Annotated in this window: 23 protein-coding genes and 1 pseudogene; 10 read left to right on the top strand and 14 right to left on the bottom strand. The window is 72.2% G+C overall.

From position 1 onward, the window contains the following. From ACFYRX_RS30010 to ACFYRX_RS29970, 9 genes are all read right to left on the bottom strand, one after another. Entirely contained in the window at window positions 1–489 is a 489-nt protein-coding gene (locus tag ACFYRX_RS30010; protein WP_389106190.1) for an MSMEG_6728 family protein, read from the bottom strand. Window positions 490–500: 11 nt separating this feature from the next. After that, the gene (locus tag ACFYRX_RS30005) at window positions 501–1,385 is read right to left on the bottom strand and encodes an SDR family oxidoreductase (RefSeq protein ID WP_389106188.1); all 885 of its coding nucleotides are present in this window, start codon (window positions 1,383–1,385) and stop codon (window positions 501–503) included. A 75-nt stretch (window positions 1,386–1,460) separates the two neighbouring features. Continuing rightward, window positions 1,461–1,940, bottom strand: a complete 480-nt coding sequence (locus tag ACFYRX_RS30000) for a hypothetical protein (protein ID WP_389106185.1) — start codon at window positions 1,938–1,940, stop codon at window positions 1,461–1,463. A gap of 16 nt (window positions 1,941–1,956) precedes the next feature. Next, the gene (locus tag ACFYRX_RS29995; RefSeq protein WP_389106182.1) at window positions 1,957–3,576 is read right to left on the bottom strand and encodes a phytoene desaturase family protein; all 1,620 of its coding nucleotides are present in this window, start codon (window positions 3,574–3,576) and stop codon (window positions 1,957–1,959) included. Beyond that, the gene (locus tag ACFYRX_RS29990; protein ID WP_389106180.1) at window positions 3,569–4,057 is read right to left on the bottom strand and encodes an SRPBCC family protein; all 489 of its coding nucleotides are present in this window, start codon (window positions 4,055–4,057) and stop codon (window positions 3,569–3,571) included. Before ACFYRX_RS29990 ends, ACFYRX_RS29995 begins: the two co-directional genes overlap by 8 nt. 95 nt (window positions 4,058–4,152) lie before the next feature. Next, the gene (locus ACFYRX_RS29985; protein WP_389106177.1) at window positions 4,153–5,694 is read right to left on the bottom strand and encodes an FAD-dependent oxidoreductase; all 1,542 of its coding nucleotides are present in this window, start codon (window positions 5,692–5,694) and stop codon (window positions 4,153–4,155) included. Next, window positions 5,691–6,413 carry a class I SAM-dependent methyltransferase gene (locus tag ACFYRX_RS29980; RefSeq protein ID WP_389106175.1) on the bottom strand — a complete coding sequence of 241 codons (723 nt, stop codon included), beginning with the start codon at window positions 6,411–6,413 and terminating at the stop codon, window positions 5,691–5,693. Before ACFYRX_RS29980 ends, ACFYRX_RS29985 begins: the two co-directional genes overlap by 4 nt. Before the next feature lie 60 nt (window positions 6,414–6,473). Continuing rightward, entirely contained in the window at window positions 6,474–7,715 is a 1,242-nt protein-coding gene (locus tag ACFYRX_RS29975) for a lycopene cyclase family protein (RefSeq protein ID WP_389106172.1), read from the bottom strand. A 122-nt stretch (window positions 7,716–7,837) separates the two neighbouring features. After that, window positions 7,838–8,449, bottom strand: a complete 612-nt coding sequence (locus ACFYRX_RS29970; RefSeq protein WP_389106169.1) for an RNA polymerase sigma factor — start codon at window positions 8,447–8,449, stop codon at window positions 7,838–7,840. Window positions 8,450–8,678: 229 nt separating this feature from the next. Here ACFYRX_RS29970 and ACFYRX_RS29965 point away from each other — a divergent pair, with 229 nt between their 5' ends. The 7 genes and pseudogenes from ACFYRX_RS29965 (at window position 8,679) to ACFYRX_RS29935 (ending at window position 15,347) form a co-directional block, all read left to right on the top strand. Further along, window positions 8,679–9,953 carry a polyprenyl synthetase family protein gene (locus ACFYRX_RS29965; RefSeq protein ID WP_389106166.1) on the top strand — a complete coding sequence of 425 codons (1,275 nt, stop codon included), beginning with the start codon at window positions 8,679–8,681 and terminating at the stop codon, window positions 9,951–9,953. Next, complete coding sequence (crtI, locus tag ACFYRX_RS29960) at window positions 9,950–11,482, top strand: phytoene desaturase family protein (protein WP_389106164.1); 1,533 nt, start codon at window positions 9,950–9,952, stop codon at window positions 11,480–11,482. Before ACFYRX_RS29965 ends, crtI begins: the two co-directional genes overlap by 4 nt. Beyond that, the gene (locus ACFYRX_RS29955) at window positions 11,479–12,504 is read left to right on the top strand and encodes a phytoene/squalene synthase family protein (protein WP_389106161.1); all 1,026 of its coding nucleotides are present in this window, start codon (window positions 11,479–11,481) and stop codon (window positions 12,502–12,504) included. Before crtI ends, ACFYRX_RS29955 begins: the two co-directional genes overlap by 4 nt. Next, window positions 12,501–13,544 carry a DUF5914 domain-containing protein gene (locus ACFYRX_RS29950; RefSeq protein ID WP_389106158.1) on the top strand — a complete coding sequence of 348 codons (1,044 nt, stop codon included), beginning with the start codon at window positions 12,501–12,503 and terminating at the stop codon, window positions 13,542–13,544. The genes ACFYRX_RS29955 and ACFYRX_RS29950 overlap by 4 nt, the downstream gene beginning before the upstream one ends. A 384-nt stretch (window positions 13,545–13,928) precedes the next feature. Continuing rightward, complete coding sequence (locus ACFYRX_RS29945; RefSeq protein ID WP_389106156.1) at window positions 13,929–14,177, top strand: hypothetical protein; 249 nt, start codon at window positions 13,929–13,931, stop codon at window positions 14,175–14,177. Further along, window positions 14,174–14,560: pseudogene (locus ACFYRX_RS29940) on the top strand (alcohol dehydrogenase catalytic domain-containing protein); the annotation flags it as partial. The gene ACFYRX_RS29945 and the pseudogene ACFYRX_RS29940, both read left to right, overlap by 4 nt. Before the next feature lie 247 nt (window positions 14,561–14,807). Then, window positions 14,808–15,347 (top strand): hypothetical protein, encoded by a 540-nt coding sequence (locus ACFYRX_RS29935; RefSeq protein ID WP_389106153.1) that lies wholly within the window; start codon window positions 14,808–14,810, stop codon window positions 15,345–15,347. 61 nt (window positions 15,348–15,408) lie between these two features. Here ACFYRX_RS29935 and ACFYRX_RS29930 read toward each other — a convergent pair whose 3' ends face one another. The 3 genes from ACFYRX_RS29930 to ACFYRX_RS29920 form a co-directional block, all read right to left on the bottom strand. Then, on the bottom strand, window positions 15,409–16,002 hold the full coding sequence (locus ACFYRX_RS29930) for a phosphatase PAP2 family protein (protein WP_389106150.1): 594 nt from the start codon (window positions 16,000–16,002) through the stop codon (window positions 15,409–15,411). Beyond that, entirely contained in the window at window positions 15,995–17,359 is a 1,365-nt protein-coding gene (locus ACFYRX_RS29925) for a diacylglycerol/lipid kinase family protein (protein ID WP_389106147.1), read from the bottom strand. The genes ACFYRX_RS29930 and ACFYRX_RS29925 overlap by 8 nt, the downstream gene beginning before the upstream one ends. A gap of 283 nt (window positions 17,360–17,642) precedes the next feature. After that, window positions 17,643–19,301, bottom strand: coding sequence for a catalase (locus ACFYRX_RS29920; protein ID WP_389106144.1), 1,659 nt, complete (start codon window positions 19,299–19,301; stop codon window positions 17,643–17,645). 222 nt (window positions 19,302–19,523) lie between these two features. Between ACFYRX_RS29920 and ACFYRX_RS29915 the strand changes: the two genes are divergently transcribed. The 3 genes from ACFYRX_RS29915 (at window position 19,524) to ACFYRX_RS29905 (ending at window position 23,505) form a co-directional block, all read left to right on the top strand. Next, window positions 19,524–20,042, top strand: coding sequence for a GIY-YIG nuclease family protein (locus ACFYRX_RS29915; RefSeq protein ID WP_389106142.1), 519 nt, complete (start codon window positions 19,524–19,526; stop codon window positions 20,040–20,042). A 184-nt stretch (window positions 20,043–20,226) separates the two neighbouring features. Further along, window positions 20,227–21,966, top strand: coding sequence for a protein kinase (locus ACFYRX_RS29910; RefSeq protein WP_389106139.1), 1,740 nt, complete (start codon window positions 20,227–20,229; stop codon window positions 21,964–21,966). Window positions 21,967–22,137: 171 nt separating this feature from the next. Further along, a complete protein-coding gene (locus ACFYRX_RS29905) occupies window positions 22,138–23,505 on the top strand; it encodes an RICIN domain-containing protein (RefSeq protein WP_389106289.1) in 1,368 nt (455 codons plus the stop codon). Window positions 23,506–23,528: 23 nt separating this feature from the next. Here ACFYRX_RS29905 and ACFYRX_RS29900 read toward each other — a convergent pair whose 3' ends face one another. Further along, window positions 23,529–24,266: a DUF4097 family beta strand repeat-containing protein gene (locus ACFYRX_RS29900; protein WP_389106136.1), complete on the bottom strand. Its 738-nt coding sequence runs from the start codon at window positions 24,264–24,266 to the stop codon at window positions 23,529–23,531. A gap of 99 nt (window positions 24,267–24,365) precedes the next feature. Further along, window positions 24,366–25,490: a DUF475 domain-containing protein gene (locus ACFYRX_RS29895; RefSeq protein ID WP_389106134.1), complete on the bottom strand. Its 1,125-nt coding sequence runs from the start codon at window positions 25,488–25,490 to the stop codon at window positions 24,366–24,368. Between the last annotated feature and the right edge of the window lie 95 nt (window positions 25,491–25,585).

The following is a 25,585-nucleotide window of genomic DNA, read 5'->3' as shown; positions in this document are numbered from 1 at the left end:
TCACCGGCCGGTGGGCGTGTACTGCGGATCACGGTCCGAGGCAGGCCACACGTACGGCAGGTCGTCGGGTGCTTCGGGGAACAGTGCGGCGTACACCTCCGGGTCCTTGCGGACGAGCGCCGAGCGGTGGCTCTCGTGGAAGGCTTCCTCGCCGAGCCAGGGCGGCAGTTCGCCCGCGGTGGCCAGTTCCGGCTGGTCGCGCACCGCGGTGCCGGGCCGGTGCGCGGCGAGGCCCGCGACCAGGGAGGCGGCACAGCTGTCCTGGTGTCCCTGTTCGCGCCAGACCCGGCAGATCTCCAGGCCGTAGCGCACGAGTGCCTCCTCGTACCCCGTCCACATGCGTACGGCCGGGTGCCGGCGCCACCCGTAGCCGGGGACGGTCAGACCGCGCAGTACCTGCAGGGCCTCGACCCGCTGTTTGCCCAGCCGTCGCCGGTCCAGCAGCAGGGCCGTCCGCCGGAAGTCGGGGTGGGGCAGAAACGTCTGCATGGGTCACCTGCTCACGTCTTGTGCGACGCGCGGGCCGCTCGGTCGGCGAGGCCGCCCGCGCCGAGGGGCCCGGTGTACTGCACGGGCCGTTCGGCCTCCAGGCGGGGCAGCGCACGGCGGGACACGCGCATCACCACGGGCGGCAGGGCCGCGCGCACGGGTTGGGCCAGCCGCAGCCAGGCCGGCGCGTACACGGTCGTACGGCGCCGCTCCAGGCCTGTGACCAGGCGCGCGGCGACCGTCTCCACGGGGTGAACCCGGCGGGCCGGACCGGGCATGTGGGCGCGCAGCTCGCGCAGGACCGCATACCGGTCGGCGTCGCGGATCATGTCGGTGTCGGTCCAGTTGGGATAGCCGATGCCCACGGCGACGCCCCGGTGGGCGACCTCCGCCCGCAGGGCGTGCGTGAAGGCTTCGACCCCCGCCTTGGAGGCGCAGTAGGCGCTCATGAGGGGGACGGCGCCGAGCGAGGCCAGCGAGGCGATCTGGAGGAAGTAGCCCGCCGAGTCGAGGAGGTCCGGCAGGAAGGCGCGGGCGGTGTGGGCGCTGCCGGTGAGGTTGACGTCGATGACGCGGCTCCAGGCGGCCGGGTCCGAGGCGAGGAACGGGCCGCCTTCAGCGATTCCCGCGTTGGCCACGACGGCCGAGGGCCGGCCGAGACCCGCCCGCACGGTGCGGGCGGCCGACGCGAGGGCGACGGGATCCGTGATGTCGGCCTCGACGGCCAGCGCCGGGCCCGGCAGGGACGCGGCCACCGCTTCCAGTTCGGTCTTCTCGTGGCCCAGCAGTGCGACCCGGCCGCCACGGCGGGCGATCTCGCGGGCCATGGCCGCGCCCAGGCCCCGGGCGGCTCCGGTGACGACCACCGTCCGGCCGACGAGCGGGCTGCTGCGCACGGGCTGACCTTCCTCTCCGTCCGAAGGGATGTCCTCTGTAGGGACTTCCATGGGGACGGGGTGTTCGGATGCGTCTCAGGTCTGCGGAGTCGGCGGGCACGCGGAGTGGTCGGGGTGGCCGGGGGTGCGGCGCTGTTCCTTCATCTCCGCCTCGTACAGGTGGTCGCGGCCCTGTGCGAGCGCCTGTACCGCGCTCACCTCCAGTGCGTGGAAGGGCCGGTAGTAGGTGGCGTTGTAGGCCTCGATGATCTGGAACGTCCAGTGGCCGGGGATGACGTTGCGGCCCAGGATCTCCGCCCGGACCTTCTCGGCCCATTCGGGGTGCCCTGCTTCGCACAGCAGCCGGACGGCACGGTCCAGCTCGAGGTCGGCGCCTCCGGTCAGCTGGTGGAACTCGTACAGACTGCCTCTGGCACGCTCGGTCGTCTCCAGGGCCTTGGACAGCGCGCCGAGGGCCTCGACGGTCTTGTCGTCGACCCCGGGCGGTCGCCGGTGGTCGCGGTCGGGGCCGTCCGGGCTTTCGAGCCTGTCGTGGGCTTCCTGGAAGTGGTGCACGGGTTCTCCTTGACGGTCAGCGGCTGCTTCCGGTGCGGTCGCGGCGGGTCAGCAGCCGTTGGGCTCGGGCCAGGCCGGGTGGCCGGTTGCGGTGCAGTACGGCCCGGGCGGCGTTGGCGCCCGGTGCGCCGTGGACGCCGCCGCCCGGATGGGCCCCGGAGGAGGCCAGGAAGAGGCCGGGGACGGCGGTCTCGGGGCGCCCGGTGCCGGGGGCGGGGCGGAAGACGAGTTGCTGGTGGATCGCGGTCGTACCGCCGTTGATGGCGCCGCCGTGCAGATTGGCGTCGAGGGACTGGAGGGTCGGGGGCGCCAGGATGCGGCGGGCACGAATCAGGGAGCGGAATCCGGGCGCGAAGCGTTCCACCTGGCGTTCGACCCGGTCGGCCATGAGTTCCTGGTCCTTGGTGTCCCAGCGGCCGCTGATGCCCTCGTCTCCGGCGTCGGCGCCGATCTCGTGGGGGACGTGGGTGTAGGCCCAGGCCGATTCGGTGCCCTGGGGGGAGCGGGTGGCGTCGGCGGTGGTCATCTGGCCGAACAGCAGGAAGGGCCGGTCCGGGACCTCCCGCATGGCGATCTGCGCGGCGAAGCGGGTGAGTTCGTCCACTCCGTCGGCGAGGTGCACGGTCCCGGCCCTGGACGCCTGCTCGGCCTGCCAGGGCGCCGGGCCGTCCAGGGCCCAGTCCACCTTGAAGGTGGCGAAGTCCCACTGGAACCGGCGCAGGTCGTCCTGGAGCTGCGCGGGTAGATGCTCGGGGTCGAGGAGTTCGCCGTACAGGGCGGGCACCGACACGTCCGCCAGCACCGCGCGGCGCGCCGCCACCGCGTCGCCTGCGGCCGTCCGCACGCCGACGGCCCGCCCGCCGCGGACGACGATCCGCTCGACGCGCTGCCCGCAGCGGATCCGCCCGCCCTTGGCCTCCAGGCGTCGGGTCAGGGCCTCGGTCAGGGCGCCGGAGCCGCCGACGGGGACGGGGAAGCCGTACGTCTGTCCCAGCATGGCCATCAGCCAGCCGAAGCCGCCGCTGCCCGCCGACTCGGGGGCGAGGTCGGCGTGCAGGGCGTTGCCGGCCAGCAGCAGCCGGCCGCCCTGGCCGTGGAACTCCTCCTCGCCCATGCGGCGGACCGGCAGGACCAGGGTGCGTGCCATGCGCAGTCCGCCCGCGATCCGAAGCCGCCTGGCCAAACGTGCTGTCGCGCGGACGGGCGGGAAGGGGGTGAACAGGGCGTCCACGATGTCGGGGCGCAGGGACTCCCACACGTCGTGCAGTCGCCGCCAGGCTTCCCCGTCGCCCGGTGCGAAGGCGTCGAGGGATGCGGCGGTGGTGTCGATGTTCCGGTCCAGGAGGGCGCAGCTGCCGTCGGTGAGCGGGTGGGCGAGCACGCTCGGTGCGTGGCTCCACCGCAGCCCGTACTGGTCCAGGCGCAGCCCGGCCAGGATCGGGGAGGCGGCGGCGAGGGGGTAGAAGGCGCTGAAGAGGTCGCTGACGTAGGCGGGATCGACTCCGTGGTCGTGGCGGACGGCGCCGCCCGGCTCCGGCTGCTCCTCCAGCACCTCGACGCTCCACCCGGCGTCCGCGAGCAGGTTGGCGGCGACCAGGCCGTTGGGGCCCGCTCCGATCACCACGGCGTCAGGCATGCCCGGCTCCCGCCACGCCCTGCGCGGACGCCTGTCGCGGAGCCTCGCGCACCTCGTTCTCGCAGAGCCGGGCGAGACGGGCCAGCATGGTGCGGTGGCGCAGCTGGATGAGCGCGTCGAAGCCGACGTTGTGCAGTCGGCCGCCCGCGCCCTGGAGGGGGTGCTCGTCCACGATCACCAGGCAGTGCTCGCCCCACGGCCGCAGTTCGATGGCGATGCGTGCGGTGCCCAGTACGCCGGCGTGGGCCTCCAGCTCCAGTTCGGCACCTTTCTCGCAGCGGCGCACCACGGTCTCGTTGACCAGCTTCAGCGGGCCGAGCGGGACCTGGAAGCGGATCGCGGCGTCCAGGTCGGGCCACTGCCCGCGGACCGGCTCGGACCGGGAGGTTCCCACCACCCACTCCGCGTAGCGGTGGCCGTCGGCGAGGACGTCCCATACAGCGCTCGGACCGGCTTTGATCAGACGATGGCGGACGGCCACGGATACCTCCAAAGGACTGCCTGGGCCGGGTTGCCCGGCGGCCGTGCCCCGAGTGCCCGTGGCTGACGGGTCCAACCGGCACCCTCCGGGGCGAATCACCCCCGGGGAAGGCGGGCCAGGCCTCTCAGCACTCGGTTGCGTCCGCGGTCGGGCACGGTCCACAGGGGGTGGCCGCGTACGCCCCAGGACTGCAACAGCGTGTTGGCGGCGAGGAATCCGCTGGTGGCGGCCCGTTCCATCAGGGCGACGGGCAGGTCGGTGCGGACCAGGTCGCCGGCGAGCAGCAGACCGGGGTGCGGGGTGCGTACGCCGGGGCGGTCGCCGTGGCCGCCGGGTGGGAACAGGGGGCAGTCCCGGCGCCACTCGTGCCGTGCGTCGAGGATGCGAGCCGCGCGGGTCTCCGGGTAGACACGCCGGAGCTGCTCGGTCAGGCGCCTCGTCTCCTCCTCGGGATCGGCGTCCTCGGGCAGGGCGTACCCGTGCAGCTCGACCACGGAGCCGCCGGTGCGCGCGGCCCAGCGGGCGGCTTCCCCCTCCCAGCGTTCGAGGACGCTGACGTTGTCCAGGGAGCCGTATCCGGCCGTGCCGAGGAAGCCGGGCCGGTCACGGGAGACGGGTCGGTCGAGCCACAGGCGGGAGACCAGGAAGGGCGGGGCCGTGCGGAGCCGTCCGACGCGGGCGCGCCAGGGGGCGTCGCCCAGGTCGGGCGAGCGGGCGACCAGCGTGCCAAGCCCGGGGGTGTCGAGGGCGAGTACGACGGTGTCGTACCGCTGCTCCTCGCCGTTCGCCACGACGGTGAAGCCGCCGCCCGGGGTGGGCGAGACGGTGTCGACCGCGGTGGCCGTGCGGATCGTGACGCCGTGTCGCCGCAGGTGGGAGGCGAGGGGGTCCCACAGGGCCGTCGGGAAGGGGTCGCCGGGGACGTCGAAGAGCAGTCCCTCGGCGGAACCGAGGAAGTAGATGTGGAACATCAGGACCATCTCGGCGGCCGACAGTTGCCGGGGGTCGGCGAAGAAGCTGCGGGAGAACACCTCGAACGCCAGATGGCGTGCGGCCGGCGGGAATCGCAGCGTGTCGAGGAAGTCGTGGGCGCTGACCTCGTCGAACCGCGTGTAGATCTCCGGGACCCGCACGTCGAGCAGGGCCAGTGCGGCGGCGGGGTTCATGCGGAGCAGGTCGCGCGAGCGGAAGGAGGGGCTGAGGGCCACGAAACCCAGGGCGCTCAGCGGCGGGGTGCGCGGGACGCGGCGGAAGCTGTCGTGGAGGCCGTCGGCGTGCCGGAGCGGGTAGTCGGGCAGGGCGGTGAGGCGCTCGAGGCGGTGGTCGGTGCGGCGCAGCAGGCTGCGGAGGTTGTAGTACTGGCGGAAGAAGGCGTGGAAGCCGCGGCTCATGGTGGCGGTGGAGCCGTCGTACAGGGTGATCGGCCAGCCGCCCACGCGGCCGCCCAGATAGGGCTCGCGTTCGTGGAGGGTGACGTCGACGCCTCGTTCGGCCAGTGCCGTGGCGGCGGCGAGGCCCGCGATGCCGGCGCCCACGACGGCCGTAGTGCGTGAGCGTCCGTTCAGTCTGGGAGTCCCCGGCGTCGGGGGCAGGAAGACCGCGCGGCGGTCGCGGTGCGGGCCGGCGGTGCCGCTCATCGCCCTGCCCCTGCGGTGCGGCGGCCGACGACGGTGTGGGTGATGCCGGTCTGCCAGCCGGGCAGGGGCAGCGCCCGCACCTGGTCGAACCCGGCGGTGCGGACACGGTCCGTGAACTGTCCGACCGTGTCGAAGTCGACGACGCTGCGCCACAGATGGCGGTACAGGCCGCCGTCGCCGAGCGCGGTGGCGACGGGCAGCACCAGTCCGCGGCACACGGCTGTCCACACCGCGCGGTGGCCGGGGTGCCCGCTGAGGGTGTACTCGTGCACGGCGAGCCGCCCGTGCGGGGCGAGCAGGTCGTGGACGGTGGTGAGGACGGCGTCGGGGTCGGCCACGTTGCGGAAGAGGTAGGCGGCGAAGACCGCGTCGAAGGGGCCTTCCACGCCCGCCTCGGTGAGGCCTTCCGCCGGGGCGTGCACGAACCTGACTCCGGCCGGCCAGGGTTTGGACCGGGCGCGCTCCAGCATGCCGGCGGAAGCGTCGACGGCCGTGATGTCGGCGTCGGGCAGGACGGCGCACAGGGCCGCGGTGGACGCGCCCGTGCCGCAGCCGAGGTCCAGCACGCGCAGGCCTGTGCCGGGGTGCGGCAGCCGGAGTCGGCGGGCGGAACGGCGCAGATGGGCGTGGTAGCCGGGGTTGGCGGCCACCAGTGCGTCGTAGCTGTGCGCCGCATGGTCGAAGGCGGTCGCCAGGTCCGCGTCACGCAGCACGGTCATGTTCTCTCCTGGTGCGGGTCGTCGGCGGCTGGGCGGAACGCGTCGCGGGAGCACGGCGGTTCAGGCGCCGGGGAAGGGGCGTCGGGGCAGTCCTGGGACTCGCGCGGCGGCGCGGAGCATGGGCCGCACCGGGGTGTGCAGGCCGATGCCCAGGTCTTCGTACAGCCGGGTCTCGCCGTCGAGAAAGCGCAGCAGCCTCGTCATGGGGACCCGGGTGAACAGGCGTGAGAAGAAGTCGGCTCCGTCCACGAGGCCGCTGTCGAGGGCGTGCAGCAGTACGGCGTCCATGGCACGGGAGCGGGCCGGGTGCGGCTGCGGCGGCACCGGTCGGCGCCCCTGGTGCAGGGCGGCGGCGACGGCCGCGGTCTGCCGCTGTATGCCCGTGAAGGTGTAGCCGGTGGCCGGCCGAGTGGCTCCTCCCGCCGCGCCGATACGAAAGACGCGGGGACCCGTCCGGCGGGCGAACGGCGCGTCGGTCATAGGGATGACCCCGGTCTCGGTCCCGGTGACCTCGAAGTCGTCCAGGCCGAGCACGGTGCCGGTGTAGTGGCGCAGGGCGGCGTCGTACCCGTCGCCGGTCAGGACCGTCGGGGAGAACTCCGTGTACTCCACCAGGGCCTGGCGTGGGCCGGTGGGCAGGACGTAGCCGAACGAGAGACCCGTCGGGGGCTGTGGTGTGCGGAAGTCCATGAGTTCCGCTCCGGCCGGGTCGAAGACGGGGCGGTCGGTGCGGACGAACCAGCCGCGGAAGTGTTGCAGCAGGGTCGTCCGGGCGGCGGGCAGGCTGCCGAGCGGACGGGAGTCGAACACCCAGCGTGCCTGCACGGAGCGTGCCTCACCGGTGGCCGTGTGCGCGTTGATCAGCGCGCCCTCGGTCAGGCCGTCCACGCTGTCGACCGTCGCTTCCAGGCGCCGCGTCCGGTCGTGCCGGGCCAGATCGCGGGTGATCAGGCGGGTGAAGTCGTCCGAGCGGATCATCTTGTACCGCAGGGGGGAGATGTCGTCCTCGACGGGCGGCCCCGTGGGCCCGTGCACACGCAGCCGGCGCCAGGAGGCCGAGACGGCGGCATCGAAGCGTCCTCGGCCCGCCTCCCAGAAGCACCAGGTGCGCGGTGGCGGGCGCAGGGGCCCGGGCGGGGCTTCCACCAGGACGACCGACAGGCGGCGGGATCCGGTGGGCGCGCAGGTCAGACGGTGGGCCAGGGACAGCCCCGCGGCTCCCGCCCCGATGATGGCCACGTCCGCCTTCAGCACGAGTGTCGCCACCCTTTCCGTACCGCTGTCGCGTTCTGTCCGGACCATTCCGTCCCCGGTACCCCTCCGGATGCGGATCATCACGTGCGTGCGGCGACGAGCGGGCGCGAGGGCGGCTTCCTTGACGGGGCATGGTTCATACGTTTCGCTCGCGCCGCCGCGCCCTGTTCCTACGCCGCGCATTCCAGGGCATCGGGCTCCCCCAGTCGGCGGGCGAGGCGGTGCAGTCCGCGGCGGGCGTGGCTCTTCACGGTGCCCAGGGGCCATCCGGTGAGGTCGGCGATCTGGGTCTGGGTCAGGTCGTCGTAGAAGGCGAGATTCAGCACGCGGCGTTGGGCTGCCGGCAGCCGGGAGAGTTCGTCGGCCAGGACGACACGGTCGAGGACCGTCTCCGGCCTCGCGTCCTCTCCGGGGGCCGCCAGGAGGAGCCTGGCGCCGGCGGCGGCGACGAGTTCGTTGCGCCGGGTGCGGGCCGACAGCGCGTCCGCGATCTTCCGGCGGGCGATGCCGACGAGCCAGGCGGGCAGGTTCCCCCGCTCGGGAGTGAATCCGGCGCGGCCCCGCCATGCCGCCAGGAACACCAGCTGGGTGACGTCCTCCGCCTCCCTGTCGTCACCCAGGGAACGCCGGGCAAGGGCGTGCACGAGGGCACCCCAGCGGTGGTGGACGGCTGCGAGGTACGTCTCGTCGCCGGCCAGGAACCCGTCGACGAGGTCGGCGTCGTCGGCATCCGCGTGGTCGGCGATATCGATGTAGGCGCCGGTTTGCTGTGCGCTCGTCATGGTTACTCCTCCGACGGACCCGATGGTCGCCGGGAGCGACCGTCGCTCTTTCACCGTGCGGATTCGATGCAGGGCGGACAACTCGCATCGTCTTTGCATCGAAAGTCACCGGCGTGAGCAACCCCGGGCTCGTTTCCCTTCCCGCGCCGCATCCGTCCGCGTCATCGGGGCCGAACCGATGGACGACAGAGCCAGCAGTGATCGCGAGGATCTCGATGAGGGAACCGGCATGAACCCCACCACGGCAAAGGACCACCGCGTGGAGCCACGGCCCCGCGGCCACCTGCCCTGCGAGCAGGGCTCTCCCGCCCCACCGCCTCGGTCCGCCGCCCACCCTGCCGTCCCGAGCCCCGCAACTGTCGACGCGGACGTCACCGAGGCCGTGCGCGGTGTGCTCGCCGGACTGCTCGATCGGCGGACGGCCGCGGCCGAGGCCGTCGATCCGCTCTTCGCCGAGGATCTGGCGGCACGTGTCGCGTACTTCACGCAGAACGGCGGCAAGTTCAACCGCTCCCGCCTCCTGTGGTGGGCCATGCGCGCCTGCGGCGGCACCGAGCCCGCTCAGGCGCAGTCCGCCCTCAGGGTCGGCGCGGCCCTGGAACTCATCCAGACCTGCGCCCTGGTCCACGACGACGTGATGGACGGCGCACGGCTGCGCCGGGGCCGGCCGGCTCTGCACGCCGATGTGACGGCCCAGTACGCCGAGATCACCTCACGCTCCCGCAGCGCCCGGCTGGGACAGGCGGCCGCGATCCTCGCCGGTGACCTGGCCCTGGTCTGGGCGGACGACGTGGTCGCCGACACCGGGATGACGCCGGAGAGCGCCTCCCGCGTGCGCGAGCTGTGGCGGAGCATGCGGATGGAGATGGTCGCGGGGCAGTACCTGGACGTGCACGGCGAGGCCACCTCGGTGCGTTCCCTTGTCCGCGCGGTCCGTGCCGCGTGTCTCAAGAGTGCCCTGTACTCCGTGGAGCGCCCGATCGCCCTGGGGGCCGCGCTGGCCGGCGCGGATCCCGTCACGACCCGCGCCCTGTGCTCGGCCGGCCGCTGTGTCGGGTTCGCCTTCCAGTTGCGCGACGACCTCCTCGACGCCTTCGGCGAGCCCGGCGACACCGGCAAGCCCTCGGGCGGCGACATCCGCAGCGGCAAGCCCACCTATCTGGCCGCCGTCGCACAGGCGCGGGCCGAGAGTACGGGCGACCGGCACGCCCTGGCCGTACTCCGTGACACCCTCGGCCGGGAGGACGCCTCCGAAGCCGAACTCACCGCAGTACGGCGGGTGTTCACGGCCACCGGGGCGCGGGACACCGTGGAGTCGAAGATCGGGCGGCTGGTGGCCCAGGGACTGCGGCACCTCGACTCGGCCGTACTCGAACCGCACGGGCGCAGCCGACTGCGCTCGCTGCTGCGCTCCGCGGCAGGTGAGGGGGACGACGGCGGACCGGGCGAGGTGGTCCCGTCGCCTCTGCGGTCGGCCGCCATGGACGAGGGGGCGCGCCGATGACCCGCACCGTGCCCGGGCGCACCGACCACGTCGTGGTCGTCGGTGCCGGTCTGTCCGGACTCGCCGCCGCCCTGCACCTCCTGGGCGCCGGACGCAGGGTCACCGTGGTCGAGCGCGACCTCTCACCGGGCGGGCGCGCCGGGCTGCTGGAGCGCGGCGGCTACCGCATCGACACCGGCCCCACCGTGCTGACGATGCCTCACCTGGTCGACGAGGCGTTCGCCGCCGTCGGCGAGAGCCTCAGCCGGCGTGTCGATCTCGTGCCGCTGCACCCGGCCTACCGGGCGCAGTTCGCCGACGGCAGCTCCCTGGACGTCCACACCGGTGCCGAGGCGATGGAGGCGGAGGTGGAACGCTTCGCCGGGGCACGGGAGGCGGTCGGTTACCGGCGACTGCGCGCCTGGCTCGAACAGCTCCACCGGGTCCAGATGCGTCGCTTCATCGACGTCAACTTCGACTCTCCCTTCGGTCTGCTGACTCCCGACCTCGCGCGTCTGGCGGCGCTCGGCGGGTTCGGCCGGCTGGACGCGCGCATCGGCCGGTTCCTGCACGACGAACGCCTGCGGCGGGTCTTCTCCTTCCAGTCCCTGTACGCGGGCGTCTCCCCGGCGCGCGCGATGGCCGCGTACGCCGTGATCGCCTACATGGACACGGTGGCCGGTGTCTACTTCCCGCGCGGCGGCATGCACGCCGTGCCCCGGGCCATGGCCGACGCGGCCGCCGAGGCCGGGGCCGACCTGCGCTTCGGGGAGACGGTCACCCGGCTGGAACGCTCCGGCGACCGGGTCACGGCCGTCGTCACCGCACAGGACCGCATCGCCTGCGACGCGGTGGTCCTCACACCCGACCTGCCGGTCGTCTACGGCCTCCTCGGCCGCGCCCCGAAGCGCCCTGTCGGCCTGCGCTTCTCCCCCTCCGCCGTGGTCCTGCACGCGGGGACGGACCGCACCTGGCCACAACTCGCCCACCACACCATCTCCTTCGGCGCCGCGTGGCGGCGGACCTTCACCGAACTCACCGAGACCGGCCGCCTGATGAGCGACCCCTCCCTGCTCATCACCTGCCCGACCGCCACCGACCCGGGCCTCGCCCCGCCCGGACGACATCTGCACTACATCCTGGCCCCCTGCCCCAACACCGCCCTCGGCCCCGGCGCGACGGAGTGGAGCGAGCTGGCCGCCGGATACCGTCACGGCCTGCTCACGGAGCTGGACCGGCGCGGCCTCGACGGCATCGCCTCCGCCGTCGAGGAGGAGTGCCTGGTCACGCCGGCCGACTGGCAGGCCCGGGGGCACGCGGCGGGCTCCCCGTTCTCCGCCGCCCACACCTTCACGCAGACCGGACCGTTCCGCCCCCGCAACCTGGTCCGCGGGACTGTCAACGCCGTACTCGCCGGCTGCGGCACCACCCCCGGCGTCGGTGTGCCGACCGTTCTGCTGTCGGGCAAGCTGGCCGCGGCGCGTATCACCGGCGGTGACCGACGCCCTCGCTCCGCCGCACGGCCGTCCCGTGAGAGGAGGGCGGTATGAGCGAGCGTGAACTCGACGCGGCCGGTATCACCGTCCCCGAACTGCGGCGGGCGTACGCGCACTGCAAGCGGCTCAACGCCCGGCACGGCAAGACGTACTTCCTCGCCACCCGCCTCCTGCCGGTGGAGCGAAGGCCCGCCGTGCACGCCCTCTACGGGTTCGCCCGCTGGGCCGACGACATCGTCGACGCGTTCGACGACACCACTGCGACCGACGCCCGTTCCTCGCGGCTGTCCCGTCTCCAGCGCGACCTGGCGACGGGGCTCGACAACGGGGACAGCTCGGAACCCGTCGTCGTCGCCCTGGCGGACACGGCCCGCCGTTACGCCATCGAGCACCGGCACTTCACCGACTTCATGACCGCGATGCGCGCCGATCTGGACATCACCGGCTACGCCACCTACGCCGACCTGCGGACCTACACCTATGGCTCGGCGGAGGTGATCGGCCTCCAGATGCTGCCCGTGCTCGGCACGGCCGTCCCGCGCGAGGAGGCGGCACCGTACGCGGCGGCGCTGGGTGTGGCCTTCCAACTGACGAACTTCCTGCGGGACGTCGGCGAAGACCTCGACCGCGGCCGCGTCTATCTGCCCGCCGACCTGCTCGCCGCGCACGGCGTGGACCGGCGACTGCTGCGCTGGAGCCGCAACACCGGACGGTCCGACGGCCGGATCACCGACGCGCTCCGCGAGTTCGAGGCGCTGACGCGGGAGCTCTACCGTGCGGCGGCCCCGGGGATCGCCCTGCTCGACCCGGTGTCCCGTCCGTGCATCCGGACCGCGTTCGTCCTCTACGGCGCGATCCTGGACGCCGTCGCCCAGGAGGGCTACCGCTCGGTGCAGGGTCGTGCAGTCGTCTCCCGGCGCCGCCGGGCCGCCGTGGCCCTCGACGGCCTCACCCGGGTGAGCGCGGCCAGGCTGCGGGCCCGGACAGCCGGGCGACGAACGGCACCTGGCCCCACCGCGTCGGCCGGCAGTCCACCCCCGCCCGAAATCCGGTCCGTTCACGAGGGAGTCGTATGAAACCGCGTCGACCGGCAGGCCCCGGCCGGTACCCCCTGTCGCTGCGCCGGAACCCGGTGCGCTGGGAGAGCCAGCGGCCGACCTGGCGGCAGGCCCGGCCCGCTGTGATCGCCGAGGCACTGAAGCGGGCTCAGACCCGCCCGTCCGGCAACTGGTACGTCGTGGGCGCGAGTCGTGAAGTGCGCGCTGACCGGCCGCTGTCCTGTCTGGTGGCCGGATACGAGATCGTCGTATGGAGGGCCGCCGACGGACGGCTCGTGGCGGGCCCGGGTGTGTGCCCGCATCTGGGCGCGCCGCTCGCCGACAGCCCGGTGCGCTGCGGAACGCTCGTCTGCCACTGGCACGGACTGGCCCTGACCGGCACGCCGTTCGCCGGCTGGGAGCCGCTGCCCGTGTACGACGACGGGGTGCTGGTGTGGGTGCGTCTGGACCCGGCGGGCGGCGAGCCGCCGCTGGAGGTGCCCGTCGTCCCGGCCCGCCCGCCGCTGTCGCGTTCCGTCGCCGCCGTCTGCACAGCCGTGGGCGTCTGCGAACCCGAGGACGTCGTGGCCAACCGGCTCGATCCGTGGCACGGGGCCTGGTTCCATCCCTACTCCTTCGTCGACCTGACCGTCGTCTCGACTCCGGACGCCGACGCGCCGGGTGAGGACGGCCCCAGGGGCGAGGGGCCGGACGGGGACGGTTTCACCGTCGATGTCTCCTTCAAGGTCGCAGGGCGTCTCGTGGTCCCGGTCCGGGCGGTCTTCACGGCCCCGGGGCCCCGGACGGTCGTCATGCGCATCACGGAGGGCGAGGGCCGGGGGTCGGTCGTCGAGACGCATGCCACCCCGCTCGGGCCGGACCCGCAGGGCAGGCCCCGCACGGCGGTGGTGGAGGCCGTGGTGGCCTGTTCCGACCGGTCCGGTTTCGCCGCGGCCCGCAGGGCGGCGCCGGTCCTGCGCCGGTTCATGGCAGCGGCGGCGGGGCGGTTGTGGCGCGACGACCTGGCCTACGCGGAACGCCGGTGGCTGCTGCGCTCCACCGGACGGTTCCCGGGCTGATCTGCCCAGGCCGCGGGGGCGGGCGGCGTTCCTGGTACCCGTTCGACCGCCGGCCGTGCATCCGTGGGGCCCGTACGAGCAGAACAGGAAGCGAGAAGGGGGCTGAGAAGCGGCCGCCAGGTACGCGACCAGGAGGCACCTGTGGTCGGCGTCGAACACGTCCCGCTCCCGCCATGGACGTGAGTGAACCGGACGCCGGCGTGACCACCGGCTTCCTCGCCAAACGGCTCGGCGTGTCCCCCACGACGCTGCGCTCCTGGGACCACCTGGGAGCGCATCGTTGCGCGGAGTCGGCGGGTACCCGACGAGCAGGAACACGACCCCGACCAGGAGTGCCGCCTGCTGCACGGGAGTGCGAGGCGCCGGAGCTCCTGGCGCGGGTCCTTGCCGGCCAGTCGGGACGGCACGGAGGACGACGCTTCCGACGGTCTGGTGGACCACCTCGGCGCGGTGTTCGCCGAGCCCGTGGACGTGCTGTTCCATCTCGCCGCCGTGCCGCCGCACGCCAAGGCGCTGCTGGAGACGGGAGAGGTCGTGCGGTCGGACACCACGCCCGCCACCACCCGCGCGACTCCCGGCAGCAGGCTCATCGGTCTCCTGAGCCGGCGCGCAGAGGGGGAGGGAGTGCTGTGAAGGCACTGTGCTGGGAGGGCGTGAACAAGCTCGCCGTCGAGCAGGTCCCGGATCCCGTCCTGCGCAACGAACAGGACGTGATCGTACGGCTGACCGCGGGCACCACCTGTGGCTCCGACCTGCATCTGATCGGCGGGTACATCCCGTTCATGCAGTCCGGGGACGTGATCGGGCACGAGTTCCTCGGTGAGGTCGTCGAGGTGGGTGCGGGTGTACGCCGTCACTCGGTGGGCGACCGGGTGGTCGTCTCCTCGTTCGTCGGCTGCGGCCGCTGCTGGTACTGCGCCCACGACCTGTGGTCGCTGTGCGACAACTCCAACACCGACTCCGGTATCGGCCAGGCCTTGTTCGGCACCGAGACCGGGGCCGTCTTCGGCTATTCGCACGCCATGGGCGGACTGCGCGGCAGTCACGCCGAGTACGTCCGGGTGCCGTTCGCCGACTACGGCGCTTTCCCCGTACCGGAGGGCATCGACGACACCAGCGCGCTCTTCGCGTCGGACTCCGCGCCCACCGGGTGGATGGGGGCCGACCTGGGGGGCGTGAAACCGGGTGACGTGGTCGCCGTCTGGGGCTGCGGCGCGGTCGGCCAGATGGCGGCGCGCCGCGATCCTGCTGGGCGCGGAACGCGTGATCTCCATCGACCGCCTGCCCGAGCGGCTGGAGATGACCGAGCGGCACATCGGCAGCGAGGTCATCGACTACACGGCGACCGACGTCGATGCGGAACTGCGGGAACGCACGGGTGGCCGCGGCCCGGACGTGTGCATCGAGGCGGTCGGCATGGAGGCGCACAGCGACAGCCCGGTCCACGCCTACGACCAGGTGAAGCAGCAGCTGCGGCTGCAGACGGACCGCCCGACCGCGGTGCGGGAGGCCATCCACGCCTGCCGCAAGGGCGGCTCCGTCTTCGTGCTGGGTGTGTTCGCCGGCCTCGTGGACAAGTTCCCGCTCGGCGCGGTGATCAACAAGGGTCTCACCGTGCGCGGTGCCCAGATGCACGGCCAGCGCTACATCCCGATGCTGCTGGACCGGATGGCCGCCGGGGAGCTGAGCACGTCCCATCTCGCGACCCACTCCGTGCCGTTGGACGAGGCGCCGCGGGCCTACGAGATGTTCAAGAAGAAGGAGGACGGCTGCGTCCGGGCCGTCATCAGGCCGAACGGCTGAGACAGCTACGAGCTGTTGAGCCCCGCCCGGAAACGGGCGGGGCTCAACTGGTGCTCGGCGATCAGCCCTTGCTCCTGGTCGGTCCCAGCCGGCCGGCCGCGGCGAGGACGACGGCCGCCGCGCCGGTGCCCAGTACGGCACCGGCGACCACGTCGCCCGGATAGTGCACCCCGGTGTGGATGCGGGAGTAGCCCACCGCGCAGGCCAGCAGGCCGAGGGGAACCGTCACGACGGGCAGCGCGGGCCCCGCCGCCGCGGCGAAGGCGACTGCGGACGCCGTGTGGCCCGAGGGGAAGGACGCGGACTCCGGCATGGGCACATGCCGTCCGGGAAACGGCGAGTCCACGGCCCGGTGCGGACGCGGCCGGCGTACCAGCCGCTTGCCGAGCAGGTTCGCACTCGCCGAGGCGACACCGATGGCGGCGACTCCGAGGGCGGCGGCGCGACGCGGCCGGCCGGGGAACAGCGCGAGGATTCCGGCGATCGTGAAGGAGATCTTGGAGTGGTCCGCCGCCGCGGACAGTTGCCGCAGCGCGTGGTCCAGGGCCGGGGTCCGGGTGACGGTCACCGCCTCGTACAGGGCCTGGTCGAGGGCGGCGAGATCGCGCAACAGGTCCCGGGCGCCCGGCTCTTCCCACTGCGGTTGGTCAAGCATCGTTCTGCTCCTGGTTCTTGTCGGTCGGAAGGGGGGCCCGGCCGAGGGCGAGCCGGACGACACGGCGCCAGTCCACCGAGGGGGCGGTGTACGGCGCGCCGGGACGGTGTTTCGGTACCCGCATCCGCAGCGCTCCCGGTCTCACGGTGCACACGACGGGCTGGGGCAGCATCAGCGCCTCGCCGTCCACCGCCACCGGGATGGACTCCGTGTCGGCCTCGACGGTCACCCGCCGCGAGACCAACGCGGTGATGCCGCTGGCCCGTTCACCCCGCAACGCCAGTTCGGCGGCCTGGGCCGCGTGCTCTATCCGCACGGCGATCACGCCGAGTTCACCTCCGTCGAGGCGGCTTCTGCGTCCCACACCCAGCGGGTCGGCCAGGATGTAGGGGTTGTTGCTCACCAGCAGCGCCTGCGGGGCCTCGAGCTGCTGTTCGTCCGCCCGCGCCGACAGCCGGGCGCCGGCCCCGCCGGCCAGCAGGTCGGGCAGCCGGTCGAGTGCGGTGACCGCTTTGGCGTCCCGGTATTCGGGGCTCTGCACGATCTCCGCGTACGTCCCGAACGAGACCGTGTTGACGAAGGGCCGTCCGGCCACGTCGCCCAGGTCGACGCGGATCTCCACGCCGTCCTTCAGGGCGTCCAGGCCGCTCACCGGGTTGTCACGGTCCAGGCCCAGGTCCATCGCGAAGTGGTTGCGGGTCCCGGCGGACAGCACCATGAACGGCACCCCGTGTTCGGCGGCCACTCCCGCCACCAGGGCCTGGGTGCCGTCACCGCCCGCCACGCCGAGGAGGTCGGCGCCGTCCGCGAGGGCCTTGCGGGCCAGTGCCGCCGGATCCGGGTCGTTGTCGAGGTCCAGCAGAATCACCCGGGCGCCCAGCGCCTCGGCACGCTCCACCAGCCCGTGCGCACCGACCTTGCCGCCGCCCGACCGGGGGTTCATGATCAGTACCGGTCTGCGCGGTGGCCGGACCGAGCGGGAACGGCCGGCTCGCGGCGCGCGCAGTCGGCGCAGGGCACTCCTGGCGCTGGCCAGCGCCGCGCCCCACAGTGCCAGTGCCGCCGCCGCGTAAGGCCACAGTCCGGAGACCGCGTACAGGACCAGGACGGCGACCGGCGCGGCCAACGCCAGCAGAGCGCCGCAGGCACGCGCCACTCCCCGGTGCGCGACGGCCCACCAGATGCCCGCGCCTGCCAGGCCGAGACCCGCGAGGCCCAGCAACAGCAGAAGCCACTGGCCCGCCGCCACCACCGCCACGACCACGCCCGCCAGACAGAGCAGGGCGAGCCGGGCCAGATTCCGCGCCTCGGTGCCGGCCGCCCGCACCGCCTGGTCCTTCGCTCTCGTCGCGTTCATGATGCTCGGCCGGTTCCCCGGGGGTCCGCGTCACGCGCGCGTGACGGCGTCGCCCCCGTTCCGGGTCCTGGCCTGCTGCTCCCCTCCGTGCTCACTGCGTCCCGCCACTCCGGCGTCCTGGGGCTCCGTCTCCGGGCCGGCGGCGCACGGGGTCTCGCCCCTCGGGGGGACGGTGGCCCAACGATCTCACGCCGGGGTGGCACACCCCACGGCACGCCCGGGATGCCGCCCATCGCGTCGGACGGGTCCGGGTCGTGCCGTCACATCGAGGGGACCGGTGCCCTCACCGGGTCACGACATGCCGTTCGTCGGGGACGCAGTGGGTCATGGTGAGTCCCTCGACGTCACGGGGCGGGTTCTTGCCGAGGTTGGACAGCCGGGCGCGGTCCTCGTCGGTGAGGTCCTGGGACGCCAGGGGTTCGAGTCCGGCGACGTCCTCGGGACTGATACCGAGGCCCTGGCCGACCCTGAGACCCAGATCGTTCTCGACCAGCAGGAAGTGCCACACCATGCGCTCCTGCACGGGCCGGTCGCACTGGGCGAGCAGGTCGGTGAAGTTCTTCACGAGGTCGTCGCGCTCCCACTCCTCGAGGAGCAGGTAGCGCTGGCCCGCCTGGAGGTAGTCGTTGGTGCGGGGGATGCGCTTGCGGGTGAGCCGGCCGTGGATCTCCGGGCCCTGCTCGTCGAGTGTCGGGTACTGCGCCTCGCGCAGGCCGCCGGTGATGGACGGTTCGTAGTTGACGTGGGGGTTCTCGCCCCCGCCGTCCACGTGGTAGGTCATCTGGCCGTCGCGCTGGTTGGTGCGCACCTCGGCGTTCTTCGCCTGGTTGACGGAGAGCTGGAGGTAGTTCGGCCCGACCCGGTAGCGCTGGGTGTCGCTGTAGGAGAAGGTCCGGCCGACGAGCATCTTGTCGTCGGAGAAGTCGAGGCCGTCGACGAGGACGCCGGTGCCGAAGGAGATCTGCTCGTTCTCGGCGAAGAAGTTCTCCGGCATCCGGTCGAGCACCATTCGGCCCACCGGCTTCGGCGGGAACTCCTGCTCGGGCCAGGTCTTGGTGTCGTCGAGCGGGTCGAAGTCCAGCTCGGGGTGGTCGTGGTCCTCCATGACCTGGACGAGGAGCTCCCACTCCGGGTGGTCACCCCGGGCGACCGCCTCGTACAGGTCCTTGGTGGCGTGCCCCAGGCCGTCGGCCTGTACGTTGGCGGCGTCCTCCTCGGTCATGCTGCGTACGCCCTGCTTGGGCATCCAGTGGTACTTGACCAGGACGGTGTTCCCCTCGGCGTTGACCCACTTGTAGGTGTTGACGCCGAAGCCCTGCATGTGGCGGTAGTCGGCGGGGATGCCACGCGGGCTGAACAGGTTGACGAGCATGTGCATCGCTTCCGGCGTCTGCGACATGAAGTCGAAGATGCGGCGCGGCTGCTGCTCGAAGGTGACGGGGTCGGGTTTGAGGGCGTGGATGACGTCCGGGAACTTGATCGCGTCCCGGATGAAGAAGACGCCCAGGTTGTTGCCGACCAGGTCCCAGTTGCCGTCCTCGGTGTAGAACTTCACGGCGAAGCCGCGCGGGTCGCGGGCGGCCTCGGAGGAGTCGCGGCCCCCGATGACCGTGGAGAAGCGGACGGCCAGGTCGGTGCGCTTGCCGCGCTCCTGGAACAGCTTGGCCCGGGTGTAGCGGCTGATCGGCTCGTCACCCCAGGCGCCGTACGCCTCGAAGAAGCCGTAGGCGGTCACTCCGCGTGCGTGGACGACCCGCTCGGGGATGCGCTCCCGGTCGAAGTGGCTGATCTTCTCCAGGAACTGGTAGTTCTCCAGCGTGGCGGGGCCGCGCGCGCCGACGGTGCGCTGGTTCTGGTTGTCGTGGACCGGGTGGCCCTGGCGGTTGGTGAGTACCTCGCGGTCGTCGCCGTGGGCGGGACCGGTACCGGACACGTCCGTCATGTTCGCGGGCTCCTTCGGCTCGTGGCCGGTGGCGGGCCCCGGCTGAGCGAGCGGCCTCCGGCCGGTGGTGGCGGATCACCCGAGTACCCGGCCAGGTCGTGTCACTCACGCAGGAGGCATCGGATCGCGCGACACGGTTCCCGGGGCGATGTCGTACCCGCGTGGGAGCGTGAGAAGGGACCGGCGCGACCCGGACCCCGCCGGTCCGAAGGAGGCCGCGTCATGACCGACGTGGACGCACAGTTCCTGCGTGGCCTGTTCGACGAGGAGGGCAGCCTGCACACCGCGGGCCGGACGGCGCTGTACCGGCTGTACGGCCTGGAGGGTCTGCTGTATGTCGGTATATCGACCTGTCCACTCACGCGCGTGCGCACGCATCTGCGGGACCAGCCCTGGGGGCCGTACGTCATCGGGATCCGGATCGACTACCCGCAGGACGCGGAGGCGGCCGAGCGGGTGGCCGTCCAGACCGAGCGTCCCCGGTACAACGTGGTCTTCAACGGCTTGAAACCGCCGCCGCCACCCGACCGTGCAGCGCGCCGCAGGGCCGAACTGGCCGCCGAGCGGAGACGGTTGGCGGAGCTTGAGGCGGCTGTGCCCGAGTCGACGACGCATCTGCGGCTCATCGAACGCGGGATCAGGGCGAAGAGGGCGAGGATCGCCGGGCTGGTCGAAAAGATCGAGGCCGACGGAGCCGGACAGGACCCGCCGCCGCAACGGATCAGGCCGACCGCACCTTGAGCTCACCCCACGCGAGCAGTTCGGTCGGGAGAAGCAGAATCAGCCAACCCCGGTGACCGGCGTGACGGAAGTGGCAGATCTCCTGAACAGATGTGCGGGTTGGGTTAATCTCGTCTTCCGTTCGGGGGCGAACTGGTATGCGCCGAAAGTGACTTCGGGGGATTTCTTGTCGGGACAGCGGCCGATGCCGGTGGAGGACGCGGCCGCGGCGCTGCGGCAGACCGGCGCCTCACCATTGCGGCCCGGCGACCCGCGGCGCGTCGGCCCCTACGTGCCGGTGGCGCTGCTCGGCAGCGGTGGCATGGGGCGGGTCTACCTGGGACGTCTCACGGACGACCGTCCGGGCCTGGTCGCGGTGAAGGTGATCCGTCCGGAGTACGCGGAGGATCCCGGGTTCCGGCGCCGTTTCGAACGCGAGGCGGCGGTGCACGACCGCCTTCGTACACCGCACGCACCGCGGCTGTGCGGCACGGGCTTCGAGGACGAAGTGCTGTGGATGGCCACGGAGTACCTGCCCGGCTTCGATCTGGCGGAAGCCGTGCAGGAGCACGGCCCCCTGGAGCCTGCCGCGGTCTGGCGGCTGGTGGCGGAGCTGGGGCAGGCGCTCTCCGCTCTCGCCGTCGCGGGGATCGTGCACCGGGACCTGAAACCGTCGAACGTGCTCCTGTCCGTCCGGGGCGCGCATGTGATCGACTTCGGTATTTCCAAGGCGGCCGACGCGAGCGCGATCACCGGTACGGGCAACCGGGTGGGGACCCCGGCCTACATGTCGCCCGAGCATCTGAGGGAGGGGCGGTCCGACACCGCGTCGGATGTGTTCGCGCTGGGCGGGACGCTGGTCTACGCGACGACAGGACGTGCTCCGTTCGGCGACGGCACCGGTGTCGACGTGATGCACCGGGTGGCGTTCGAGGAGCCGAACCCCGAGGTGATCGCCGAGATCGCGGCGGCGGACGCGGACCTCGGTGCCCTGCTGACCGCCTGCCTGGACAAGGAGTCGGCACGGCGGCCGACCCCGCAGGACCTGATCGACGCGGCCGGGACGCCCGCCGTGTCGTCCGCCTGGCCGGAGCCGCTGGGCGGGACGGTGCTGGGCCGGCAGCGGGCGTACGAGGCCCTGTATCAGCTGCCTGTCGCGGACATGGTCGGTCCACCTCCCCGGGACGCCCTGCCGTCGGTCCCGGCCGCGCCGGTGGCCCAGCCCGCTCCGCCCGTCGTGGAGCCGTCGGCGGAGGCGGCAGGCGACCCGGACCCGGACCCGTCGGGACGGCCTGACCCGGCTGCGGTCCCCGCCCGGTCCCGGAGAAAGCCGCTGCTGGTGACGGTGGCGGGCGTCTCGGTTTGTGCCGTACTCGCGACAGCGTTTCTGCTCAGCCGTGAGGACTCTCCCACCACCGCCTCTCCGGGGACCGGTGGGACACGAGCCGTCGGAAGCGCGCCGGGAGACGCCTCCCCCGCGCCGGTCTCACCCACCACGAGCGGGCAGAGCCGCACGGACGTCGACGGCGCCGTGACCGAGAGCCGCGCCGACAAGACCGCTTCCACCCCGGGATCCGGGGCCTCGAGCTCCACCGACGCCCAGTCGGAGGACCCGGCCGCTCCCGGCACCGCGCCGGGCACCTCCCCCACCCCCACGCCGTCCGCCGACAGCCCGTCCGCCGTGACCGACACCGCTCCCTGGCTCTCCGAATGCACGTACTACGCCGGCAAGAAACCCACACAACTCGGCGACACCGGCAAACCCGTCCAGCAGGTCCAGTGCATGCTGACGAAGCGCGGATACAGCGTGGGAAGCACCGGCGTGGACGGTGACTTCGAGGCGAGCACCGAGACCGCGGTGGAGGCCTTCCAGGGCGACCGGGGGCTGTCCGCCGACGGGATCGTGACGCACACCACCTGGGACGCGCTGCGCAGCTCGGAGTGACGGCCCCGGGCCAGGTCGACGAATCGGGCATAGGGGCCACCAAACACCTGACGAACAGTCAAATACCAAGCGGGTACGAGGAATTCACGCACGAAGACTGGCGCACCACCCGCCTCACCGGGTATTCCGTGCCTCTGTCGTCATCGGCACCCCCGTGCCGTAGTGAAGGGAATCCCCGTGCGTCTGCGCCCTCTGCGCGTCCTGTGCTGCTCCGCCGTCCTCGCCCTGTCCGCACCCGTCCTGCTGCCGGGCACTGCCTCGGCGGCGGTCCCCGTCTCCGAGGTCTACCTGCAGAACTACGTCACCGGTCTCAACGCGGCCGACAGCGGCGGCAGCGTCGCCGCGCACAACCCCAGAGGCAACGAGGACCACCAGCAGTGGACCCCCGTCCCGGTCAGCGGCGGGTATCAGCTCCGGAACGCCGACGAGTCCGGCACCTGCCTGGGCCGCAGCGGCGCCTCCGCGGTCACCGCCGCCTGCGGTGCGGACGGCACCACCTGGACGATCACCGCGGGCGCGAACAGCACATACACCGTCGCCGTTCCCGGCACCGAGCAGTACCTCACCGGCTCGTCCTCGGACTCCGGCGCCGTTCAGCTCGGCTCCGCAGGCGATCTCGCCCGCTGGTACCTCACCCCGGCCGCCTACGCCACCTCGGCGATGCCCTCCGCCGACAGCCGCACCCTCGACCAGGTCACCTTCCTGACGGCCCACAACGCCTTCGCCAACGGCGCCGACGGCAACTTCGCCTCGTTCCCGGTCAGCCTGTTCCCCAACCAGAGCTACGGCATCAGCCGCCAACTGACCGACGGCGTACGCGGATTCATGCTCGACGACTACACCGTCTCCGGCCGGGCGGTGCTCTGCCACAACAGCTGCGACGGTGTGAGCAGCCCCGTCCCTCTCGCCACGGACCTCCAGCGCATGGTCGACTTCCTCAAGGCCAGTCCGGGGCAGTTCGTCACGGTGTTCCTGGAGGACTACGCCTCCTCCGACGTCCTGAAGTCCTCCCTCGCCTCCGTGAGCGGTCTCTCCGACGTGCTCTACCGTCCCGACCAGGAAGGCGTTGCCACCACGGGCTGGCCCACCATGGCCGACCTGACTGCCCGCGGCAAGCAGCTGCTGATCTTCAGCGACCGGACACGGGCGAGCGACACCGCGAACGGCTGGACCACCCGTGACACCTTCGGCGTGATGTACCAGCGCGAGTGGACCGTGGAGAACTACTGGTCCATGGGCGGCGGCATCGGCGGCTCCGACTGGTCCTGCTACAGCCGCTGGGGCACCGCCAGACCGCTCAGCACGGACTCGTCCGCCTTCCATCCGCTGTTCGTGATGAACCACTTCCGGGACTACACCATCGGATCCACTGCCGAGACCGACAACGGCAAGCTCCTCAACCGCGCGCAGAACTTCTGCACACCCGCCGCCCGCAAGAAGCCGAACTACCTCTCCGTCGACCGCTACGACCTCGGCTCCCCCACCCCGCTCACCACGGTGGGCACCCTCAACACCTACGTCCTCACGCCGGGACAGTAATCGCGGACCGTCGGTGTGCGGGGTCAGTCCCGGCGGGTGTCGACGTCGCCGTTGACCGTGGTCAGCGTCATGGCGTGGTCCCTGTCGGGGCGGCTCGTGGGCACGGCGGTCGTGACACGGCCGTTGTCGGTCGTCGCGGTGATCCGGTAGGCGGGGCTGTCGGAGGGGACCGTGATGCCGACCGAGCCGTTGACGGTCGTCGCGGTGACGCGGGTGGGCGCTGTGGCGCACCCCAGCGCCACGTCCCCGTTGGTCGTCCCGGCGTGCAGCCGCCGCGCGTCCAGGGCCGTCGCCCGTACCGAGCCGTTGCGGGTGGACAGCCGTACGCTGGTGTGGCTGTTCCCGGAACGGGTCACTGTCACATCCCCGTTGACGGTCGTCACGTCCAGCGCGGCTGACACGCCCGCCACGTCGACGCCGGCGTTGCGTGCGGTGACCGTGATGTTCAGTCCGTCGGGGACTTCGACGTAGGGCATCCGGGGGCAGTCGTGCTCGCCGTCGCTCCGGTCGTCGCACGACAGGTCGAGTGTCCGGACGTTGTCGCGGTGGGACCAGTGTCCTTCGACGCGGTCGTCGACGGTGACGCGGCGGCCGTCGGCGGGGCGAAGCCGCAGGCCGTTGTCGGTGGCGATCAGCAGGTGTTCACCGGACGGCTCCGCGCGGAGTGCTCCCGCCTCCTGTGGGCTGCCGGATTCCCCCTGGTGATCGCCGCTGCACGCCCCGGCGAGGGGCAGCAGCGCCAGCACAGTGATCAGGCGCACGAGGCGCCGTGTCGGCATCGCCTTCATGCACGGTCGAATGCCCCGACCCGTCACCGTCATGACGGCGGTGACGGGTTTCGTGTACGTCCTCGGGCCGGGCTACGGGATCGGGACCGACTCGGATGTCTTCCTCGTGCCTTCCGCGGCCGCGAGCGCGTTGTTGCGGCGCACGGAGGACCAGAAGGACCAGCCGATCAGGACGACACCGACGAGGCCGGTGATGATCTCGTTGATCTCGTACTGGATGGTGATCATGAGGATCACCGCGAGCGCGCCGATCGCGTAGTGGGCGCCGTGTTCCAGGTAGACGTAGTCGTCCAGGGTGCCCTGGCGGACCAGGTACACGGTCAGCGAACGGACGTACATCGCGCCGATTCCCAGGCCCAGCGCCATCAGCACGATGTCGTTGGTGATGGCGAACGCGCCGATCACACCGTCGAAGGAGAACGAGGCGTCCAGCACCTCCAGGTACAGGAACATGAAGAACGCGGCCTGACCGGCCAGCTTGACCGCCGAACCCTGCCCGCCGGCGCGTTCGGCCTCCTCCTCGCGTTCCTCCTCCTCGTCGAGCCGGCCCTCGAAGTAGCCGGAGAGACCGCCGACCACCAGGTAGGTGATCAGACCCGCGACACCGGAGATCAGCACGGTCTGCGCCTTGTCGACATGCGCGCCGCCGTGCTGGTGGGCGTGGGTCGCGAAGGTGAACGCGGTGATCAGCAGGACGACGAGCGCGATGCAGACCGACAGCATGTCGACCTTGCCGAGCTTGGCCAGCGGCCGCTCGATCCAGCGCAGCCACTGGATGTCCCGGTCCTCGAAGATGAAGTCCAGGAAGATCATCAGCAGGAACATGCCACCGAACGCGGCGATCGCCGGGTGCGCGTCGGTGACCAGCTCCTGGTAACGGTGTTTGTCGGTCACGGCCAGCTGGACCGCGTCGTAGGGATTGAGCTTCGCGGTGATCGCGACGATGACGACCGGGAAGACCAGCCGCATGCCGAAGACGGCGATGAGGACGCCGACGGTGAGGAAGATCTTCTGCCAGAAGGCGTTCATCTTCTTCAGGACTCCGGCGTTGACCACCGCGTTGTCGAAGGACAGCGAGATCTCCAGCACGGCCAGGATCGCCACGATGCCGAACGCGGCCCAGCCGTCGTACAGCACTGCTGCGGCCAGGCCGAGCGCGGTGATCGCGAACGCCCAGCGGAAGGTCTTCAGAATCACTGGCACCAAGTCCTGTGGTCGAGCGGTGGGGGGTCATGTGGCCCGTGGCTTCACGGGCGTTGTCTATCACGGTTGTCCGTCGCCGAGATGGCGCA

This window comes from Streptomyces sp. NPDC005374, assembly GCF_042872225.1.
Lineage (GTDB): Bacteria > Actinomycetota > Actinomycetes > Streptomycetales > Streptomycetaceae > Streptomyces.
This window is presented reverse-complemented; position numbering and strand designations above follow the sequence as displayed.